Source organism: Aeromonas sp. 600527 (assembly GCF_049175415.1).
Lineage (GTDB): Bacteria > Pseudomonadota > Gammaproteobacteria > Enterobacterales > Aeromonadaceae > Aeromonas > Aeromonas veronii_A.
This window is the reverse complement of the sequence record NZ_JAAKVA010000003.1, coordinates 212,832-233,512: the sequence shown is the minus strand read 5'-3', so window position 1 is coordinate 233,512 and position 20,681 is coordinate 212,832. Positions and strand designations below refer to the sequence as shown.

The 20,681-nt window shown below is 58.7% G+C and carries 17 protein-coding genes; 13 read left to right on the top strand and 4 right to left on the bottom strand.

What is annotated here, in order from left to right; genetic code table 11:
* Positions 1 to 12 precede the first annotated feature (12 nt).
* Both ompA and G5154_RS06810 read right to left on the bottom strand, forming a co-directional pair.
* Positions 13 to 1,032, bottom strand: coding sequence for a porin OmpA (gene ompA / locus G5154_RS06815; protein WP_421244152.1), 1,020 nt, complete (start codon positions 1,030 to 1,032; stop codon positions 13 to 15).
* Between the two features lie 308 nt (positions 1,033 to 1,340).
* Positions 1,341 to 1,937, bottom strand: coding sequence for a hypothetical protein (locus G5154_RS06810; protein WP_421250601.1), 597 nt, complete (start codon positions 1,935 to 1,937; stop codon positions 1,341 to 1,343).
* Between the two features lie 258 nt (positions 1,938 to 2,195).
* On the opposite strand from G5154_RS06810, the gene G5154_RS06805 reads away from it, so the two are divergent.
* Entirely contained in the window at positions 2,196 to 2,462 is a 267-nt protein-coding gene (locus G5154_RS06805; RefSeq protein ID WP_005343938.1) for a helix-turn-helix domain-containing protein, read from the top strand.
* A 204-nt stretch (positions 2,463 to 2,666) separates the two neighbouring features.
* Positions 2,667 to 4,028, top strand: a complete 1,362-nt coding sequence (locus G5154_RS06800; RefSeq protein WP_288726594.1) for a sodium-dependent transporter — start codon at positions 2,667 to 2,669, stop codon at positions 4,026 to 4,028.
* Between the two features lie 69 nt (positions 4,029 to 4,097).
* On the opposite strand, the gene G5154_RS06795 is transcribed toward G5154_RS06800, so the two are convergent.
* A complete protein-coding gene (locus tag G5154_RS06795) occupies positions 4,098 to 4,967 on the bottom strand; it encodes a patatin-like phospholipase family protein (protein WP_005343942.1) in 870 nt (289 codons plus the stop codon).
* A 34-nt stretch (positions 4,968 to 5,001) separates the two neighbouring features.
* Complete coding sequence (locus tag G5154_RS06790) at positions 5,002 to 6,555, bottom strand: sensor domain-containing diguanylate cyclase (RefSeq protein WP_421250600.1); 1,554 nt, start codon at positions 6,553 to 6,555, stop codon at positions 5,002 to 5,004.
* Positions 6,556 to 6,753: 198 nt separating this feature from the next.
* Here G5154_RS06790 and G5154_RS06785 point away from each other — a divergent pair, with 198 nt between their 5' ends.
* The 11 genes from G5154_RS06785 to fliM all read left to right on the top strand — a co-directional run bounded on the left by G5154_RS06785 (position 6,754) and on the right by fliM (position 20,657).
* Positions 6,754 to 7,803, top strand: a complete 1,050-nt coding sequence (locus tag G5154_RS06785) for an efflux RND transporter periplasmic adaptor subunit (RefSeq protein WP_421250599.1) — start codon at positions 6,754 to 6,756, stop codon at positions 7,801 to 7,803.
* Positions 7,803 to 10,907: an efflux RND transporter permease subunit gene (locus G5154_RS06780; RefSeq protein WP_421250598.1), complete on the top strand. Its 3,105-nt coding sequence runs from the start codon at positions 7,803 to 7,805 to the stop codon at positions 10,905 to 10,907. Before G5154_RS06785 ends, G5154_RS06780 begins: the two co-directional genes overlap by 1 nt.
* Positions 10,908 to 11,144: 237 nt before the next feature.
* Positions 11,145 to 11,462 carry a flagellar hook-basal body complex protein FliE gene (fliE, locus tag G5154_RS06775; protein ID WP_005343949.1) on the top strand — a complete coding sequence of 106 codons (318 nt, stop codon included), beginning with the start codon at positions 11,145 to 11,147 and terminating at the stop codon, positions 11,460 to 11,462.
* Positions 11,463 to 11,507: 45 nt separating this feature from the next.
* A complete protein-coding gene (gene fliF / locus G5154_RS06770; protein WP_005343951.1) occupies positions 11,508 to 13,214 on the top strand; it encodes a flagellar basal-body MS-ring/collar protein FliF in 1,707 nt (568 codons plus the stop codon).
* Positions 13,207 to 14,268 (top strand): flagellar motor switch protein FliG, encoded by a 1,062-nt coding sequence (fliG, locus tag G5154_RS06765; protein WP_005343953.1) that lies wholly within the window; start codon positions 13,207 to 13,209, stop codon positions 14,266 to 14,268. The genes fliF and fliG overlap by 8 nt, the downstream gene beginning before the upstream one ends.
* Positions 14,269 to 14,337: 69 nt before the next feature.
* Entirely contained in the window at positions 14,338 to 15,156 is an 819-nt protein-coding gene (fliH, locus tag G5154_RS06760; RefSeq protein ID WP_421263914.1) for a flagellar assembly protein FliH, read from the top strand.
* A gap of 52 nt (positions 15,157 to 15,208) precedes the next feature.
* Complete coding sequence (gene fliI, locus G5154_RS06755) at positions 15,209 to 16,540, top strand: flagellar protein export ATPase FliI (protein ID WP_005343955.1); 1,332 nt, start codon at positions 15,209 to 15,211, stop codon at positions 16,538 to 16,540.
* 27 nt (positions 16,541 to 16,567) lie between these two features.
* Positions 16,568 to 17,008: a flagellar export protein FliJ gene (fliJ, locus tag G5154_RS06750; RefSeq protein ID WP_337072573.1), complete on the top strand. Its 441-nt coding sequence runs from the start codon at positions 16,568 to 16,570 to the stop codon at positions 17,006 to 17,008.
* A 66-nt stretch (positions 17,009 to 17,074) separates the two neighbouring features.
* The gene (locus G5154_RS06745) at positions 17,075 to 19,006 is read left to right on the top strand and encodes a flagellar hook-length control protein FliK (protein WP_421250596.1); all 1,932 of its coding nucleotides are present in this window, start codon (positions 17,075 to 17,077) and stop codon (positions 19,004 to 19,006) included.
* Positions 19,007 to 19,063: 57 nt separating this feature from the next.
* Positions 19,064 to 19,579: a flagellar basal body-associated protein FliL gene (gene fliL / locus G5154_RS06740; protein ID WP_421250595.1), complete on the top strand. Its 516-nt coding sequence runs from the start codon at positions 19,064 to 19,066 to the stop codon at positions 19,577 to 19,579.
* A gap of 7 nt (positions 19,580 to 19,586) precedes the next feature.
* Entirely contained in the window at positions 19,587 to 20,657 is a 1,071-nt protein-coding gene (gene fliM / locus G5154_RS06735; RefSeq protein ID WP_005343961.1) for a flagellar motor switch protein FliM, read from the top strand.
* Positions 20,658 to 20,681: the final 24 nt, after the last annotated feature.

The following is a 20,681-nucleotide window of genomic DNA, read 5'->3' as shown; positions in this document are numbered from 1 at the left end:
AACGAGGTCAGATTATTGCTGAACTTCTTGTACGCCAGATACGCGAACTTCTACGCGACGATCCGGAGCCAGGCAGGAGATCAGTTGAGCTTTAGCAGTTACGCCGTTGCACTTGGTGCCGGTAACCGGGTTAGCTTCGCCACGACCTTCGATGGCAACTTTGCTGGCAGCCATACCTTTGCTCACCAGGAAGTTGGCAACGGTACGGGCACGGGCTTCAGACAGCTTCTGGTTGTAAGCGTCGGAACCGATACGGTCGGTGTAACCAACAACAACAGCGTTGCCATCTTTCGGCTGGAACTCAACGATTTGCTGATACAGACCGTTCAGGGCTGCAACGCCTTCCGGCTTCAGGGTGTCTTTGCCGAAGGCAAACAGCACGTCTGAGTTCAGGGCGAAGTTCTTCTCTACCACTTGCGGAGCAGGAGCAGGGGCTTCTTCAACAACCGGAGCAGCTACCGGAGCTACGTAGGAAGTACGGAACGGGTGGTATACCGCTTCCAGAGTAGCGATGCTCTGGTTGGCTTTGTAACGCTCACCGTTGGCGTGCAGGTCAGCCACGTCCCACATGTAGCGGTAGCGAGCTTGCAGATCCAGCGCGTCATTTACCTTGTAAGTCACACCAGCACCGGCCAGCGGGGAAACTTTAGTGTCGCTGGTGCCCAGACCATCGGTGTGACCCCAGTAGGCGCCGCCTTCAGCGAACAGGGAGACGTCGTTGCCAACCGGCAGACGGGCGATACCGGACAGGGTGGCACCCTGGCTCTCGTAACGGTTGCCGTCGGTGTTACCACGACCAGTGTACTGGTAGCCCAGTTCGGTACCGAAGTTCTCGGTGAAGTTGTAACCCATGAAGGCGTTGGCAGCAGCTGCGTCTTCCTGGCCTACATTGGTGCTTTCCAGCTTGTTCAGGCCGTTGAAGTGAGTAGCACCGACACCGGCACCGAAGTAGATGTCGTCAGCGGCGTGAGCAGCGGTAGCACCCAGAGCAGCCATGGCGATGGCGATCATGGAAGGAGCCATTTTCATCATAAAAAAATCCTCGTTGAGATCGCACGTTATTCACGTGCTTCACACTTTGTAATTTATGTAAGCTGCAGGCTCCGCCGTACGGCTGGCGTCGAGTCTGGCAGATGACCCGGTATAACCGGGTTGCACACTCTCCTGGTGTGTCGAGTGCACTGGCATGGCACGCAAAGCGTGATAAACCGCTGCCAGGCAACTGATGTCATTCCGATGACGAGGCGCACTCTATGCCGATTTTAAAACATGATCAAGCTCACAAATGAGCCTTATGGCAAATTGTGTCGTGACCTTAACTGGCTGTTTATCCAGATTAATTAGTGATCCAGATAGGCCCTGTGCAGTTTCTTTTCCAGCTTCATATAGGCCTGAACCCAGTCGGAGTGCGGGTTGGCAGGATGTGCTCTGGCAGTAAACACCTCAAGGTACTCTGCTTCCGTTGCACTTTTAAGCAGGGGAGTAAACGTCATCAGGTAGTGGCGGGCCAGATAGGGATCCAGGGGCCAGATGTTGAGTATGGCCCGTGCCACAGGCTGAACCGCAGCTGAACAGATGAAATGGCGGTGTCCTGCCTCCAGCCAGTCGGTCATCTCGCACATGCCCGATTCGGCTACCAGACCACCATCACCCGGGGTGGTTGCCAGAGCAATAGACTGGCCATTTACCGTGATGAGTCCTTCATTGTTATGCAGGGCGCCATCGTGGCTGCGCAAAGACAGGTTCTGCGACTCCTGTTCAAGAAATAGGCTGCAACTGTCCGGCAGGGCGGCCAGCAGCTCGCTGACGTGGCTTGGCATCAAGGCCGGAAGCCAGAATGCTTCGGCGCGATATTGTGCGCCTTGAGTGAGCTGTTGTTGCAATTGGGCTGGGTCAGAAACCGGGTGCAGGCGAGAGATAATGCCGGGAAACGCCATACTTATTCCTCTTAATGGGTAGCTGGCGGATTATACGAGTTATTCTGGTGGCAACAATAAAGGTTTCTTTTCGAGACTGTTTACCTGAGACAGCTGAGCGATTACCATCCCCCGTTGAAGATAAGGGTTGTCGCCGAAAGGCGCTCATAAAGATAGAGGCTCGACCATAACGAGTCCGACCAAAACTGATACACTTGACTACGAGTCGTCGCGAAAAATAAAGACGGATTTAATCCGTCAAACGGAGTATGGAACATTATGAATTCAAATATCGTCACTGTTGGCAAGAAGATCCGTCAGATCCGTGAAGCGGTCGGTCTGAGCCGCCCGAAGTTTGCAGATTTGCTCGGTGTTCCCCCCACAACCCTGAAAAACTATGAGCTGGGTTATCGTGAAGTGGGTGGCGCCTTCCTGGTTGCCCTTGCTCACCACCCGGATCTGCACAAGTTTACCCTCTGGCTGTTGGCGGACAAAAAAGTCGCAGAAATCGGCCAGATCGGACCGGATGACCTCGCCAAGGGCTGATCATAGATATGAATAGAAATGCCGCCTTCGGGCGGTATTTTTTTGCCCGCCAACCAATAAGAGCCCTGAGCCCCGCTTTTTTCTTATCTGTGCTCTATCTAGGGCTTTTGCTCAAAACATCTTGGCAAACCGCCATAAACTTCAGAAAATTCCGACCCTAAAAACCCGGTTCATCTCGCATGATGCGAAATAAGTGAGACAAGCATGAGTCAAACCCCCCCCAAGGTCCGCGATGGCTTTACCAGTAAATTCGGTGTCCTTGCCGCTACTCTTGGTTCAGCCGTCGGCCTCGGCAATATCTGGAAATTCCCCTATCTGACCGGTGAAAATGGTGGTGCCGGCTTTCTGCTGGTCTATGTGATTGCGACCCTGCTGGTCGGTCTGCCGGTGATGATCTCCGAGATCATGCTGGGCCGCAAAAGCAAAACCGATGCGGTCACTACCCTGAACAAGCTCGCTCCGAAAGGGCAACCCTGGTGGCTGATTGCGGTAATGGGGGTGCTGGCGGCTTTCCTGATCATGTCTTTCTACTCGGAAGTCGCGGCCTGGGTGTTTGCCTATATCTTCAAGGCGATCGATGGCTCAATTCTCTCCACTGATCCCAAAGTGACCGGCGCTGCGTTTGGCTCGCTGATCAGCAACCCGCTGCAGAGCCTGCTGTGGCAGTGGCTGGTACTGGCCTTGATGGGCGGCATCCTGTTGATGGGGGTCTCCAAGGGGATCGAAGCTGTCACCAAAAAACTGATGCCGGTACTCTTTATCCTGCTGCTGGTGATCGGTATCCGCAGTCTGACGCTGCCGGGGGCGAGCGAAGGTCTTTCTTTCCTCTTCTCACCCGATTTTTCCAAAATCACCGGCGCCGTGGTGCTGACCGCCATGGGACTTGCCTTCTTCAAGCTCTCCATCGGCATGGGCTGCATGATGACTTACGGCAGCTACTTCCGTGATGACCAGAACATTCCGGTCACCGCGTTCCGGGTTATGTGTGCCGACCTGTTTGTCTCCATGCTGGCCGGTATCGCCATCTTCCCGGCAGTGTTTGCCTTCGGGTTCGAGCCGACCGCCGGTCCTTCTCTGTTGTTCATCACCATTCCGGCGGTCTTTGCCAGCATTCCGTTTGGCCATGTTTTCATGGTGCTCTTCTTCGTGCTGTCGGCCATCGCGGCCACCGGTGCCATGCTCTCTATTCTGGAAGTGCCGGTTTCGGTGCTTTCCGAGCGCTTCAAGATGAGCCGCGCCAAGGCGACCCTGATCAACCTGCTGGTGCTGGGTGCGGTGGGGTCTACCTGTGCGCTCTCCAACAGTGCCATGGCGGATGTGCAGATTGCGGGCAAGACCTTCTTCGATCTGTTCGACTACCTCTCCTCCAACATCCTGATGCCGCTTGGCGGTATCTTCCTCTGCCTGTTTGTTGGCTGGGTATGGGGCGAGGAGAAGATGCGCGATGCTCTGACCAATGGCGGCGAGCTGGTTCTGCCCATCCTCAAGCCACTGTTTTTTATCATCCGCTACGTATCACCGCTGCTGATCCTGATCGTGATGCTCAAGGGGCTTGGGCTGTTCTAAACCGAAGGTTTTGCCATAGCAAAAGAGCGCCACAAGGCGCTCTTTTTGTTGGTGTGATGGGCGTGGGGATCACAGTAATCCAAGGCGGCCCAGTTCATCCTTGAGCTGATCGAGGTTGCGCTCGACACAGGCTTCCCCCTCGTTGATGGCATCGCTGGCGCGATGAAAATCCATGATGGAGAAGCTGCCAAGCCGTGGGCAGAGCTGGATCTCCGGCGGATCACCGGCCATCCGGGCGCGGGTGATGCGCTCCTGCATGATGTTGATGGAGCCACTCATCACGCTCCAAAGACCCGGGGTGGCTGGCGCGGATTCACCGCGGTTGAGCCACTGGCTGAGCAGTCCGCCGCTGCCGGGTTGATCCGGCTCGTCGGTCCAGGGTTGATGCATGTCGGTGTTGAGGTTGACCGCAATCACCACCTCGGCCCCCATGGCACGGGCCAGAGAGATGGGCACCGGATTGACCACAGCGCCATCGACCAGCCAGCGGTCGTTGATCCGGGTCGGGGTGAGGATCCCCGGCATACCGCAGGAGGCGCGCACCGACTGGCGCAGCGGGCCCTGTTGCAGCCAGATCTCGCGGCCTGTATCGAGCTCGGTGGCGATGCAGGCGAAGGGGATGGGCAGGCTCTCGAGATCGGGGTCCCCCAGATGGCTGGCCGCAAGACCAAACACCTTTTCGCCGCGAAACAGACCGCCGGAGAGGGCCGGGTCGAGCAGGCTGACCACCTGCAGGCGGGTAAAGCCGCGCACCCAGGTTTCCAGTCGATCCAGTTCACCAGCGGCATAGGCGGCACCGACAAAGCTGCCGATGGAGCAGCCAGCGATCAAATCCGGTTTGATGCCGAGACGTTCAAGGGCGCGGATGACGCCGATATGGGCCCATCCTCTGGCGGCGCCGCTCCCGAGAGCGAGTCCTACGCGGGGTTTACGTGGCACGACTTTTCTCCAAAAAGGGGTTTGAGCGACCAGCTTACTCCGAGAGTCGGGATGCGTCACCCCACCATCGCTCACTGCGGTTGCGTCCATTGGCCTTGGCCTGATAGAGCGCCACATCGGCGCGCCGCACCGCTTCGTGCAGAGGAATATCTGGCTGATAAGGGAGATACCCCAGGCTGATCGTAACCTTTAATCCGGGCACGATGGCCTCCCAGTTGTGTTCGGCTACGGCTTCTCGCAGCTGTTCTGCCAGCTCCTCTATCCGCACCTCATCGCTGTTGGCAACCAGCAGCAAAAACTCTTCTCCACCCCAGCGGAGCAAGCGGTCTTGCCGGCCAAGTTGCTGTTGGCAAAGCTGCACCAGCCTGATCAGCACCATATCACCCACGGCATGGCCGAAATGATCGTTGACTCGCTTGAAGTGGTCGGCATCGAACATCAGTATCCCTGCCCGCAGTTGTGCCAGCTCGCCTCCTTGTTTCAGTTGCTCCAGATAGTGGCGATTGAAGGTACCGGTAAGGGCATCGTGGCAGGAGAGGTAGTTGAGTCGCTGGTTGAGACGGCGAGCTTTCAGGTTGGCAAGTGCGGCCAGCAGCAGAAACGCAATAGCCAGAAGAGTTGGCGCAGACTGGCAGAGTATTGCCCGGAACAGCGGCAGCAGCCTCACCTGGTGTACCAGCCGCAAAGGGGTATCGGGGATAGCCAGCGTTAGCTGCCATGCCCCCTGTCGCCAAAGGTATTGGCCGGTTGACAACGGTTCTGGTGGCGGTACGAGCTCGTGCGCACTGCTGGCCAACACCTGATGGTACTGATTGAGCAGCAGATACTGCCCCAGCTCCGGGGTCAGCTTGTCGAGTTGTTGCTGCAGACGTGCGAGCAGCACATCCATACTGATCATCCCTACCAGCGTCCCCTCTTTGTAGAGTGGCTGGGACATGGTGACCATGGGGCCGCGGCCAATAAAGTCATCATAAGGGCGTGAGAGGACGGTTTTCTTGTCCGGGTTGCTGCTGGTCAGAGTGTCTTGCCAAAAGCGTTTTTGGTAGATGCTCGGGTAGAAATGAAACCTGCTGGAGGGCTGCCAGGGGTAGAGATAGATAAAGTTATCCACACCGGTAAAGTAGACCCAGGCGATCTCTTCTCCCAGGCGTTGGCTGGCGGTGGAGAGAAGCGGTGACAGACTCAGTGCCAAGTGAATGCGAGCTTCCCGCTCGCTGCCCGGTGGTGGTAGCGGACCGGTACCAGTGAGATTGCCCACCAAACCTTTGGGCAGGTCGGCAGGAATGTTGTCGAGCGCGAGCCCCTTGCCCGGAAGTTGTTGAATATGGCGATAAAGCTGGCGGGTCAGCACGGAGTGAGGGTCGCTGCGCAGCCGCTCTTCGGCCTGCCCGCGCATCGCTTCCAGAAAAATTTCGCTCTGTCGGAACTGCTCTCGTAGATAAATAGCACTGTTGAGGGTATCGCTCTGATAAAGATTCTCTATCTGTTTCAGACTGTGCTGCAGGGTCACGCCGACCAGCAGTATGGCCAGAGTCAGCAGTAGCCAGGTCAGGTGCACAAGGCGGCGAAGATCGAACACATTGGGCATCGAGAGTCATCTGAATTGGCGAAGAAAGGGCATTAGTGTAAGCGAAGCGCGGTGAAAATGACCAGAATCCTGCACAGCGCGCTGATCTTGCCACGCTCCGGTTACGTTTTGTCACATTTATACATAGTCACGGCATAGTCTGGGGCTAAAATGGCCCCCAATCAGATTTACCCCTCTTAACACTTCATGGATTGTTTGATGAAAATGCGTATCTGGATTGGCCTCGGCCTGCTCTCTCTGATAGCGGCCATCTGGTGGGCGGTTGGCCACTTGCAACCGGCAACCAAAGCCCCTTCCCGCGAGATCAATATTCGTACCCAGACCGTCAAGCAGAGTCTGGCCGAGCCAACTCTCAAGCTGGTAGGCAAGCTGGCGGCCAACAACTCGGTGGTGATCACACCAGAGGTAACCGGACGCCTGATCAAGATTGCGGTACAGTCGGGTCAACAGGTCAACAAGGGCGATACGCTGGTCGCGCTGGATGCGGGCAAGCAACAGGCTGAATTGGCCGAACAGAGTGCCAGTCTGCGCGACGAGAATCGCAAGCTGGCCGAGATGCGCAAGCTGGTCGCTCGTGGTGCCGTCACCCAGTCGGTGCTGGAGGGGCAGGAGGCCATCGTCGATCAGGTGCTGGCGCGGGTCGATGCCGCCCGTTACGAACTATCCCTTCGTACTCTCATCGCCCCCTTTGCCGGCACGGTAAGCCTGATTGATTTGAGCGAAGGGGCGCTGGTCAATAGCGGCGATACCCTGCTGCACCTCGATGATATCGATACCCTGCGCCTCGATCTGGCTGTGCCGGAGCGTTACCTCGCCCTGCTGCGCCCCGGCATGGCGGTGACGGCGACCAGCACAGCCTGGCCGGAGCAACGCTTTAACGGCACCCTCACCACTCTCGATAGCCGCATCTCCAACGAGACCCAGAACATCAAGGCGCGGGTTGAACTGCCCAACCACAACGGTCAGCTGCGCCCGGGCATGCTGCTCAATGTGGAGCTCTCGCTCCCCTCCCGCCAGCTCACCATTATTCCCGCCCAGTCGGTGGAGTACGCCGGCGAGCAGCGCTTCGTCTATCGCCTCGAGGCCGATGGCCGGGTCAAGCGGGTGCCGGTGGTGCTTGGCGAGACCGAGGGGGAGACCGTCTGGGTCACCGAAGGGCTGAAAGTAGGCGATCGCATCGTGGTCGAGGGGCTGGTCAATCTGCGTGATGGCGCCAAGGTCCACGATCTGGCAGAGGTAAATGGCTGATGTGGCTCTCCGATATCTCAGTACGCCGCCCGCTGGTGGCGGTGGTGCTCAGCGCCCTGCTCAGCGTGTTCGGTCTGGTCGCCTTCAGCAAATTGACGGTGCGGGAGATGCCCGATGTGCAGATCCCGTCGGTCTCCATCACCACCACCTATGAGGGGGCCGCCCCGGCAGTGATGGAGAGCCAGGTCACCAAGCCCATCGAGGATCAGCTCTCCGGCATCAGCGGTATCAAGAACATCAACTCGGTGACCCGCAAGGGGCGCTCGATGATCACGGTGGAGTTCAAGCTTGGCTGGAACATGGTGGAGGGGGTCTCCGATGTGCGTGACGCCCTGACCCGTGCCAAGAGCAAGCTGCCGGAGGATGCCGACGACCCGCTGGTGACCAAGGATAGCGGCAGCGGTGATGTGGCGGTCTGGCTCAACTTCAGCAGCAGCCAGATGGACCGCACCGCCATGACCGACTACGCCAACCGGGTGCTGGTCGACCCCCTGAGTCTGGTGGACGGGGTGAGCGAAGTGGAGCTTTCCGGCGATCTCACCCAGGTGATGTATGTGCGGTTGCGCCCGGCCGATATGGCGGCGCGCGGCGTCACTGTGGCGGATGTGCAGGATGCCCTCAAGCGCGAGAACATCGAGCTGCCGGGCGGCGAGATCCGCAATAACTCCATGACCATGTCGGTGCAGATTGCCCGGCTCTACCACACAGCTGAAGATTTCCAGCAGTTGCAGGTGCGTACCGCCGCCAACGGTCAGAGTGTCTATCTGGCCGACATTGCCGATGTGGAAGTGGGGGCCAAGAACGAAGACAGCGCCTACCAGCGCAACGGCCGCGAGAGTCTGGGTATCGGCATCGTCGCCCAGTCCACCGCCAACCCGCTGGCGGTAGCGCAGGGTGTGGAGAAGAAGCTGGTGGAGATGCAGCGCTTCCTGCCGGAGGGGGCCAAGCTGGAGGTTGACTACGACTCCACCATCTTTATCAAGCAGGCCATCGACGAGGTATATGAAACATTGGCCATCTGCGCCGTGCTGGTGGTGGCGGTGCTCTATCTGTTCCTCGGGCAGGGGCGCACCACCCTCATTCCTGCCATCACGGTACCAGTGTCACTTATCTCCGCCTTTATCGGCGCCTGGTATCTCGGTTTTTCCATCAACCTCATCACCTTGCTGGCGCTGATCCTCGCCATCGGTCTGGTGGTGGATGATGCCATCGTGGTGGTGGAGAACATTCACCACCATCTGCAGCGGGGTGAATCACCCCTGCTGGCGGCTTGGCACGGCACCCGCGAGGTGGGGTTTGCGGTCATCGCCACCACGGCGGTGCTGGTAATGGTCTTTATCCCCATCGCTTTTATGGATGGCATGGTGGGCCGGCTCTTTACCGAGTTTGCGATGTTGCTTTCGCTGGCGGTGCTCTGCTCCTCGTTGGTGGCACTCACTCTCACTCCGGCCATGGGCTCCTGGCTGATGCGCCCGCTTGACAAGCCGAATCGGCTGACGGCGGCCCTCGATCGCACTCTGGGCCGGGTGGAAGGGCACTATCGCCACCTGCTGTCGTGGGTGCTGCGTCGCTCGCGTTGGATACCGCTGGCGCTGCTGCTCTGTCTTGGCGGTATCGGTGCTCTGTTCACCCAGCTGCCGAGCAGCCTCACCCCGACCGAGGATCGCGGCGTGGTCTTCGTCTTCGTCAAGGGGGCTGAGGGGACCAGCATCGAGCGGATGAAACGCAACATGCAGCAGGTGGAATCGACCATCATGCCGATGCTGGGCCAGGGGGTAGTCAAGGCGATGAGCTTCAGTACACCCGCCTTTGGCCGCGGCGGCGATCAGACCGGCATGGTGATCATCCAGCTCACCGACTGGGCCGAGCGTGATGTGACCGCCACCGAGTTTTCCCGCTCGCTCGGCGCCAAGCTGTCGGTTATTCCCGATGTGATGATCCGCACCTTCCAGCCAGGCTTTCGTGGCGGCTCTACCGCTGCGGTGCAGTTCGTGCTGCAGGGCAACGACTATGCCGAGCTCTACCAGCAGGGGCTGGAGCTGCAAAAAGCGGCGCAGGCGAGCGGCCTGATGATAAGCCCGGATCTCGACTACGCCGAGAAGACTCCTGAGCTGCAGGTGACCGTCTCGCGCGACAGCGCCAGCCAGCTCGGCATTCCGGTTTCCACCGTCGCCAGCACCTTGCAGGCGATTTTGGGCGGGGTGAGCAAGACCACCTATGTGGACAGGGGCGAGGAGTATGACGTCTACCTGCGCGCTAACCAGAAGGAGTTCAACGGCATATCGGATCTCGGTCGCATCTACCTGAAGGCAGCCAATGGCGAGATGGTGAGCCTCTCGACGCTGGCGACGGTCAAGCAGGTGGCGACCGCCAACCGCCTCAACCACTACCAGCGCCAGAAGGCGGTGACCCTGACCGCCGACGTGGCACCGGATCATACCCTTGGCGAGGCGCTCGACTTCCTCGACGGCTGGGCCAACGAGCATCTGCCGAGCGGCATGACGGTCGATTATGCCGGTGACTCCAAGGATTACCGCGACAATCAGGGGGAGATGGCTATGGTCTTCGGCCTCGCCCTGCTGGTGGTCTATCTGGTGCTGGTGGCCCAGTTCGAGAGCACCCTCACCCCGACCGTGGTGATGATGACGGTGCCGCTCGGCATCTTCGGCGGCTTGCTTGGCCTCTGGCTGACGGAGCAGGAGATGAGTATCTACAGCCAGATCGGCATGATCATGCTGATCGGCATGGTGACCAAGAACGGCATCCTCATCGTCGAGTTCATCAACCAGCTGCGCCAGCGCGGGGAAGGGTTCGAGGAGGCGATTATTGCAGGCTCGGTGCGCCGCCTGCGGCCCATCCTGATGACTTCGCTCACCGCCATTATCGGTGCGGTGCCGTTGATGCTCTCCATGGGGGCGGGCTACGAGAGCCGGATGGCGGTGGGTACCGTGGTTTTCTTCGGTCTGTCGCTGGCGACCCTGGTTACCTTGCTGGTGGTGCCCGCTATCTACCACCTGATCGCCCGTCACGCCGGCATGACCGGGCAGCGGGATCAGCAAGTGGATGAGGCGCTGGCCGCCAGGGGGGACACTTCTGTGCCATAACGGCTGTGTCCGGTGCCTGCTTTGACCGGGGCACCGGAATACATCACGCAAACGCGCAGAGCTTGATAGCCGGCTCTGCTGTTGTAGCCTTCGAGGGGATAGTGACATGATTGAATCGGCACTATCCTACTCACCACCTTTTTCTCCTCTATTTCTGCGGCTTGAGGCCATTTTTACCTGATTGGCACTTTTATTGCTTTCGGTCTGTCAGCGTCAATGAATTGTCTGGGGACGAAAATGGAAATAAGTGCAAGCAGCCTGATGCAAGAGATGCAGGCACTCAAGGTAGAGGCCGGTGCAACCCCGCTGCCACAGCCTGGCCGCCAGGTGACCTCTGATTTTGGCCTGCTGTTGCAGCAAGCTCTCGGTAACGTCAACGAGTTGCAGGGCGCCGCCAATGATCTGCGCACCCGTTTCGATATGGGCGACAAGTCGGTGGATCTGGCCGAGGTGATGATTGCTGGCCAGAAATCCTCTATCGCCTTCGAGGCGACAGTACAGGTGCGCAACAAGATGGTTGAGGCCTATAAAACCATCATGAATATGCCGGTATAAATGATGACTGTGCATCATGACATGTCAGCAATAAGGACATAAATCGTGGCAACTGACCAAAATGGCGATCTGCTGATAAATGATGAGGGCACCGCCGCCCTCGATGCCAACGAGCAGAAGAGCTCGGCACTGGGATTCTTGTCCAATACCGATGTTCTGCGCCAGATCACGCTGATCCTGGGGCTTGCCATCTGTCTGGCCATCGCCGTCTTTATCTTGCTATGGGGCAAGGAGCCGGATATGCGCCCTCTTGGCACCTACACCACCCAGGAGCTGGTCAAGACCCTCGACTTTCTCGATCAGCAGAAGATCCCTTATGAGGTGGACGGTAAGAGCGTGCTGGTCAGTGCCGAGAACTTTGCCAGCATCCGTTTGGCGCTGACCCGGGCCGGTCTCACCAATGCGGCTGATGTGACCAATGGTGGAGAGGATATCCTGCTCAAGGACTCCAGTTTTGGCGTCAGCCAGCGGATGGAGACCGAGCGCCTCAAGCTGAGTCGCGAGCGCCAGCTGGCTAGCGCCATCGAACAGTTCCAGAATGTGGCCAAGGCCCAGGTGCTGTTGGCCATCCCCAAAGACAACGTCTTTGCCCGTAACGAGCGCAAGCCCAGTGCCACTGTGGTTCTCAACCTGAAAGGGGCTGCACTGGGGCAGGGGGAGGTGGACTCTATTGTTGATATGGTGGCCTCTGCGGTACATGGCCTCGAGCCGACCCGTGTCACCGTGACCGATCAGAATGGTCGCCTGCTTAATTCCGGTTCCCAGGATCCCGTCTCTGCCCAGACTCGCAAAGAGTTTGCGATGCAGCAGAAGCAGGAGCTGGAGTACAAGCAAAAAATTGACGCCATTCTGATCCCGGTGCTCGGCGCCGACAACTATACGGCGGAAGTGGATCTCTCTCTCGACTTCTCCCAGCAGGAACAGACTCGCAAAACCTACAATCCCGATCTGCCTGCGGTGCGCTCCGAGATGACGCTGGAAGAGAACAGCTCCAGCGGCAGCAATGGCGGAGTGCCGGGGGCCCTCAGCAACCAGCCGCCTGCCGCGTCCAATATCCCTGAACAGGCCACTGGCGGTGATGGTACAGGTGCGGCGGCTTCGGGTCGTTCTCGCAAAGAGGCGACTCGTAACTTCGAACTGGATACCACCGTCAGCCACACCCGGCGCCAGATGGGTGGCATTCGTCGCATGACCGTTTCCGTTGCCGTGGATTACAAGGCAGTGCCAGGCGCTGACGGGGCCGTGACCCGCGAAGCGCGCAGTCAGGCGGAACTCGATACCCTGCGTCGTTTGCTCAGCGGTGGCCTTGGTTTTGATGTAACCCGTGGTGATACCCTTGAGGTAGTTGCCATTCCGTTCAATCGCCCCGAGCTTGATACCGTCGCCGAGGTGCCGCTCTACGATCAGCCCTGGTTCTGGCGTGCGGTACGGATTGCGGCATCTGTACTGGTGATTATTGTCTTGATCGTCACCGTGGTTCGCCCCATGCTCAAGCGGCTGCTCTATCCGGATGCCAAGCCGGAAGGGGAAGTGGACTTTGACAACCACACCGTACTGGGTGGTGACGACGAACTCAGCTTGTTGGCAGCTCAGGTTGAGGGAGAGCAGGTATTCGGGGTACGCGATGGCCAGCTGAAACTGCCGGATCTGCATCGTGACGAAGATTTGCTCAAGGCGGTGCGTGCCCTGGTGGCGAACGAACCGGATCTGGCCGCTCAGGTCATTAAAGAGTGGGTAACCAAAGATGCCTGAAGAAAGTAAAAACCAGGTAACCGGCAACGATATCACCGATAGCCAGCGTCAGTTGCTGGATCAGATGTCCGGTATGGAGATGGCGGCGGTATTGATGTTGAGCCTTAACGAAGAGGATGCCGCCCAGATCTTCCGCCATCTCGAACCCAAGCAGGTACAGCGGCTCGGTATGTCGATGGCATCCATGTCTGATTTCAGCCACGATCGGGTAGCGGCGGTGCACCGTCAATTCATCGACGATATCCAGAAGTACACCAACATAGGTATCGGCAGCGAAGATTTCGTGCGCAAGGCACTGGTAGCCGCGCTTGGCGAGGACAAGGCGAGCAACCTGGTGGACCAGATCATTCTTGGTTCCGGTGCCCGCGGCCTCGATTCGCTCAAGTGGATGGATGCCCGTCAAGTGGCCAGCATCATCCAGAACGAACACCCGCAGATCCAGACCATAGTGCTCTCCTATCTGGAGCCGGAGCAGTCCGCCGAGATCCTGAGCCAGTTCCCGGAGCAGGTGCGTCTGGATCTGGTGATGCGGATCGCCAACCTTGAAGAGGTGCAACCGGCAGCATTGCAAGAGTTGAACGACATCATGGAGAAACAGTTCGCCGGTGCGGCGGGTGCCCAGGCGGCCAAGATGGGTGGCCTGAAAGCGGCTGCCAACATCATGAACTACCTGGATACCAACATCGAAGGCCAGCTGATGGACTCGATCCGCGAGTCGGACGAAGAGATGAGCCAGCAAATCCAGGATTTGATGTTCGTGTTCGAAAATCTCATCGATGTGGACGACCGCGGTATCCAGACTTTGCTGCGGGAAGTGCCGGGGGATCTGCTGCAGCGCGCCCTCAAGGGCTCCGACGATCAGATGCGCGAGAAGATTTTCAAGAACATGTCGAAACGAGCGGCCGAAATGCTGGCAGACGATCTGGAGGCCATGGGGCCAATCCGGGTCTCCGAGGTGGAGGCTGCCCAGAAGGAGATCCTCTCCATCGCCCGCCGTCTGGCCGATGCAGGCGAAATCATGCTGGGCTCCGGCGGTGGCGAGGAGTTCCTCTAGACCATGACCAACTCATGGAACCTGTCTGCCAGCCCAGTATGCGGTCATGGCAAGGAGCGGCGCGAATAGATGAACAACAAGCTGCGTGGCTATGTACGGCCTGAAGGGGAAGAGACCAGGGTAGAGACCTGGGGCTGGCCCGAAATGGATGTGGCGGTCGAGACCGAGACCAATGCTCTCGGTCTTGCCCCTGACTGGTATCAACAGGAAGAGGAGGTGGTGGAACCGGAGCCCGAACAGGAACCGACTCCCAGCATCACCGCCGAAGAGCTCGAAGCGATCCGTCAGGCGGCTTGGGAAGAAGGAATGGCCGAGGGGCGCGAGGCTGGCTATGCCAAAGGGCTCGAAGAGGGCAAGCTGGAGGGACTGCAACAGGGGCACTCGGCCGGTCTCGAGCAGGGGCGGGAAGAGGGACTGGCCATGGGGCGCGATCTGGTTGAGCAGGAGATCGCTCACTGGCAGGGGCTCGTCGCCCGCCTCGCCAATCCCCTGATTGAGCTGGATCAGGCGGTAGAGCAGCAACTGGTCGCGCTGGTGATGCAACTTTCCCGCGCGCTCATTCGCCATGAAGCCGAGACCTCTCCCCGCATCCTGCTGGAGGCACTCAAGGAGGGGCTGGCATTGTTGCCCGCCGCCGAGCAGGGGGTGACTCTGATGCTGCATCCCGATGATATCACGCGAGTCGAGCAGGCATTTGGCGCTGACGAGTGCGCCAGACGCCACTGGCGGTTGCAGAGTGACCCCACCCTCTCCCCTGGCGATCTGCAACTGGCTACTGAACTCTCCAGCATCGATCTGACCCTCTCCGGGCGCATCGATCAGTTGCTGCGCATCTTCTTGCGGGACAACGCGTCGCAGAACCCGGCTTCGCAGGATCCACGCCCATAACCGATGCCTGACGATGTCGTCCGGTTGCACTTTTTAGTTCCCAGGAGGCCAGATGAGCGGCTCGCTACTGAACCGGTTGCAAGGGTACAAGGTACGCGACAGCGCCCCCAAACCGCCGGTTGCCGGCAAATTGACCAGGGTGGTGGGGCTCACCCTCGAAGCCATCGGTTGCCGTGCCGCCATCGGAGCCTTGTGTCGCATCGACACTCTCGAGGGAACTCTGGAGGCTGAAGTGGTGGGGTTCTCGGGCGATCGCCTCTATCTGATGCCGAGCGAACAGCTCAAGGGGGTGATCCCCGGTGCCCGGGTGGTGCCCGTCACCGAAGAGCATGGCATACCGGTTGGCATGAACCTGCTTGGCCGGGTCATCGACGGTATCGGCCAGCCGCTCGATGGCCTCGGCCCCATTCTCTCCTCCCGGACTGTGCAGTTTGCTCAGCATCGCATCAACCCGCTCTCTCGCCGCCCGATACATCAGCCGATGGATGTAGGGGTACGTGCCATCAATGCTGTGCTGACGGTGGGTCAGGGCCAGCGAATGGGGCTGTTTGCCGGTTCTGGTGTCGGTAAATCGGTGCTGCTTGGCATGATGACCCGCGGCTCGGTGGCGGATGTGGTCGTGGTCGGCCTCATCGGTGAACGGGGCCGGGAGGTGAAAGAGTTTATCGAAGATATTCTGGGGGAGGAGGGGCGTGCCCGCTCCGTGGTGGTGGCGGCCCCTGCCGATGCCTCGCCGCTGATGCGGCTAAAGGGATGTGAAACGGCGCTGGCCATCGCTGAATATTTTCGCGATCAGGGGCTCAATGTGTTGCTGCTGATGGACTCACTGACCCGTTATGCCCAAGCCCAGCGTGAAATCGCCCTGGCGGTGGGCGAGCCGCCGGCCACCAAGGGATATCCACCCTCGGTCTTTGCCAAATTACCTGCGCTGGTGGAGCGAGCGGGAAACGGAAGTGACGGCCAGGGCTCCATCACCGCCTTCTTCACCGTACTGACCGAGGGGGATGATCTGCAGGACCCCATTGCTGATGCGGCGCGGGCGATTCTCGATGGCCACATTGTGTTGTCGCGCGAACTGGCCGACGCAGGCCACTATCCGGCTATCGATATCGAAAAGTCCATCAGCAGGGTCATGCCCATGGTCACTTCGCCGGAACATATGGAGTTGGCGCGGACCCTCAAGCAGTTTTACTCCCTCTATCAGCAGAACCGGGATCTCATTACTATCGGTGCCTACAGCCAGGGTTCTGATCCGCGTATCGACCGAGCCATCATTCAAAAACCCTATCTGGATCAGTTCTTGCAGCAGGGGATGCGTGAGGTCATTCATTACGATGATGGCCTGCAAGCCTTGCAGATGGTGGCGATGCCCTTGATGCGTTGATGACGGTTGGGAAGAGAGGGTGAGGCAATGAGTAAAGGGTTGTTATTGTTGGCTGAGCGGCTGGCTGAGGCCGAGCAGCAGTGTGCTCTGGCTCTGGTAAAAGCGCAGCAGGACCTCAAGCTGTTTATGGATCAGCAAAATGCTCTCAACCAGTACCGCCAAATCTATCACCAGCAGTGGACCGATCGAGGTTTGCAGGGGATCTCGCCCCAGCAAAACAGCCAGTATCACGCCTTTATCAACAAGCTCGAGCAGGCTGCTACCCAGCAATACGAAGGGGTGCTGCAGGTACGTCAGGCTCTGGAGCAACGTCGTGAAGAGTGGCTGGCGGCTCAGCAGCGGCGCAAGGCGGTAGAGCTGTTGCTGGAGAAGCAGGCAAGCCGCGAGCAGCAGAAAGCCCTGCGTCAGGAGCAGAAAATGCTGGATGAGTACGCCATGTTGCGGCGTTTTCATCAAGCTGGCCTGTAACTTGCTTTGATCTGGACATTGTCGGCGGCTATCTCGTTGGGGCCGCCAGAATTCAGGGATGCCATCATGATGCAGACAGTGCTGACACAAACGCCTTCGGTTCCGGCTAACGGATTGGATAAAGCGCCTCTGAACGGCGCTTCCGAGAGCAATGGCATTGATATGGTGGGGAGCGAGAGCAAGGGGGATTTCGCCTCGCTGATTGCAAAGGTCCAGGGCAGTGAACAGGGTGTTGCTGATAGCAATCAGAGCGTTAAGACTCTTCAGTCTGCCAAATCTTTGGCGACCGAGAGTGCCTCTCCCCACGAGGAGCCCAGCAAGGAGCAGGATCCTGACGCCGACAACAAGATGGAGGAGGTTCCCGCTACCGACTTTCTGCTGCGTCTGCAAGACTCCCTCAAGCTTGATACCTCGCTAGTGACACCCCAGCTGGTGGTGGCAGCCCAACAGAGCGCCACTGCGCTAGACGGCAATCCGTTGCCGCAAGAGGGTGAGCAGGAGAGCATTGGGCTTGATGAAAGCGCGCTGGCCCCTGCCGCTTCCAGGATTGTCCGCCAGCTTGCTGGTCAGACCGGGGCGCAATCGCCGTTGGCCACGACCGCCACATCGACCCCGGACACCACAGTATCGCCCTCTGCGGCGCGAGTGGTGGCGCAGGGCGACGCATCATCCTCCGTCGTTCTCTCCCATGCGGCCTTCTCCTCTGAGGAGGAAGCTGTTGCCCCCCCATCGGATCAGCAGTCTGGGGAGAAAGTCTCTGCCAAGGGAGAACCGCTCGGGGTGGATGGCAAGCCAACCAAGCCCCTTACGGGGGCAGAGCGAATGACTCAGCTGGCCAAGGTGCTGCCGGTCGATGAGTCGGCCAGTACTACCAAGTCTGTTGAGTCACTCGTAGCGAAAGAGGGGGACGACAGCAAATCCGGCTCCTCAGCCAATGGTGTGGTGACCGGCAAGGGACCAACGGCGCAAGTCGTGACACAGGGGACTGTACTCAAGACATTCAGCGAGGGGCTCAAGCAACCTGATGCGGGCACCGTAACCACAATCGCTGAGAGCCTTGGCATGGCTGGCAAGGGGGCTGAGAAGCGTGCCGCCGAGGTGAGTCAGCAGACAGCCACTACCACAGTAGCCAATCAAGGCTCGGCACCGGTGATGATGACGCAAAGTGCCGCGGCTCAGGGGAGTGTGACGGTAAATGCGACGACTCAGACCGATAGCACTGCCGCTCCCGTGATGGTGGCGCCGCAGCAGGTGTTGGCCCAGGCCGAATCTCAGGGGCCACAAGCACCGCTGTCGAGCATTTCAGCCGGCATCAAGCAGATGGAAGTGACCGGCACCGACGAGGTGCGCAAAGCGATTCAGCAGGAGCTGAAACCGAAGGTCGGTGAGGCGGAGAAGAGTCTTGTTGCTACAACATCGAACAGTGAGAGCAGCCAGAGCCAGACTGTGCAGCATGGCCAGAACAGTCAGCCCCAGCCACAGGTGGCCGAAAGCCGGGCGCCCGCCACTGAGGCTACGTTGCGCCGTGAACCGCAGAATTTACCCCATCTGAAACTGGCCAGTCAGGAAGCGCCTGCCGAATTGCACCAGAAGGTCAACGTGATGCTGGCCGAAAAACTGCAACAGGCGGAAATTCAGCTTGACCCCCTCGGTCTTGGCAAGATGAAGATCCAAATCCAGATTGGAGCGGACAGTCAGGCTAACGTCCATTTCGTTGTTCAGCATGGACAGACTCGCGAGATGCTGGAGCAGGCGATGCCTCGTCTGCGTGAAATGCTGGCAGGGCAGGGGATCCAGCTTGGCCAGACGCAGGTTCAACAGCAGTCGCAGCAACAGCAACAGCAGGGTCAGCCCACTTTTGGCGGGCAGGGGCAGCAGGGCCAGGGTGGCGGTCAGTCACATGCCGGTAACGGGCTGGTTGAGGGAGAACTCACCACAGCCAACCTCAGTTTGCTGGTGGAATCGACAAACGGCTCTGGAATAGATTTCTATGCTTGATGCAATCCCGAGTAAGTTTATGATATCGAACAAGTTTGAGACTAGGGTGGACAAGGGATGGCTGACGATAACGAATTGACGCTAAAAGACCCGGCTGCGGGCAAGAAAAAGAAGCTGATCATTATCATTGCCCTGGCGGTTATTTTGCTGGGCGGTGGTGGAGCTGGTGCCTGGTTTATGCTCTCCGGCTCGGATGCGCCCCCTGCAGAAGCGGCGGAGGGAGCCGATGCCCAACCCAAGGTGGAAGCACCCCAGCCATCCCTTTATGTCGGGATGCCACGCCCCTTTGTCTTCAACGTCGCGGGTACCCAGCGGGATCGGTTGGTGCAGATCAAGATCCAGTTGATGGTGCGCGGCACCGCCGACGAGACGTTGGCCAAACAGAATATTCCCCTGATTGAAGGTACCTTGCTGCGGGTGTTCAGTGCGGCCAGTGCCGAACAGCTGATGACCTTTGAAGGCAAGGAGAAGCTGCGCAAAGATTCACTGGAAGAGTGCCGTCGGGTGCTCAAGGACCTAGTCTCTTCCCCCGTTATCGAACAAGTGCTGTTTACCGGCTTTGTAATGCAGTAGGTGAAGCGTGAGCGATCTGTTAAGTCAGGACGAAATTGATGCCCTCTTGCACGGTGTCGATGATGTCGAAGAGGAAGAGATAGGCGGCGCCGGAGATCCCGGTGTTGCCCAGTTTGACTTCTCCTCCCAGGACCGCATCGTCCGTGGCCGGATGCCAACCTTGGAGCTGGTGAACGAACGTTTTGCCCGCCACATGCGGATCAGCCTGTTCAACATGATGCGCCGTACCGCCGAGGTCTCCATCAACGGCGTACAGATGCTGAAGTTTGGCGAGTATGTTCACACTCTGTTCGTGCCGACCAGCCTCAACATGGTGCGTTTCCGACCATTGAAAGGAACCGCACTCATCACCATGGAGGCGCGGCTGGTTTTCATCCTGGTGGAGAACTTCTTTGGTGGTGACGGTCGCTACCACGCCAAGATTGAGGGACGTGAATTCACGCCGACCGAGCGCCGGATCATCCAGATGTTGCTCAAACTGGTGTTTGAGGATTACAAGGATGCCTGGGCGCCGGTGATGGACGTAGGGTTTGAGTATCTCGACTCTGAAGTGAACCCGGCGATGGCCAACATCGTCAGCCCGACTGAAGTGATCGTGGTAAGCTCCTTTCACATCGAACTTGATGGTGGTGGCGGTGATTTCCACGTGGCTATGCCTTACTCCATGCTGGAGCCGATCCGTGAACTGCTTGATGCCGGTGTGCAGAGTGACAAGGGTGATACAGACGTGCGCTGGAGCAAGGCGCTGCGCGACGAGATCATGGATGTAAAAGTCGAGTTGAGGGCCAAACTGCTGGAGACCGAGCTTACACTGCGTGAGCTGATGGAGCTGCAGCCGGGAGATATTATTCCGGTCGACATGCCTGAACATCTGCTGGTTTATGTGGAAGATTTGCCCACCTTCCACGCCAAGATGGGGCGGACGAAGGAGAATGTGGCACTCAAGATCACCGACAAGCTCAAGCGCCCGGAAGGGGTCAAGACCGAGATGCATCTGGTGACCCGGGGCGGTGTACGTATCGATGGTGAGGCCGAGCTGGAAGAGCTTGAGCGCAGCATCGAAGAACAACAGCGTTAATCGACGGTTTGCGGTTATGGACTG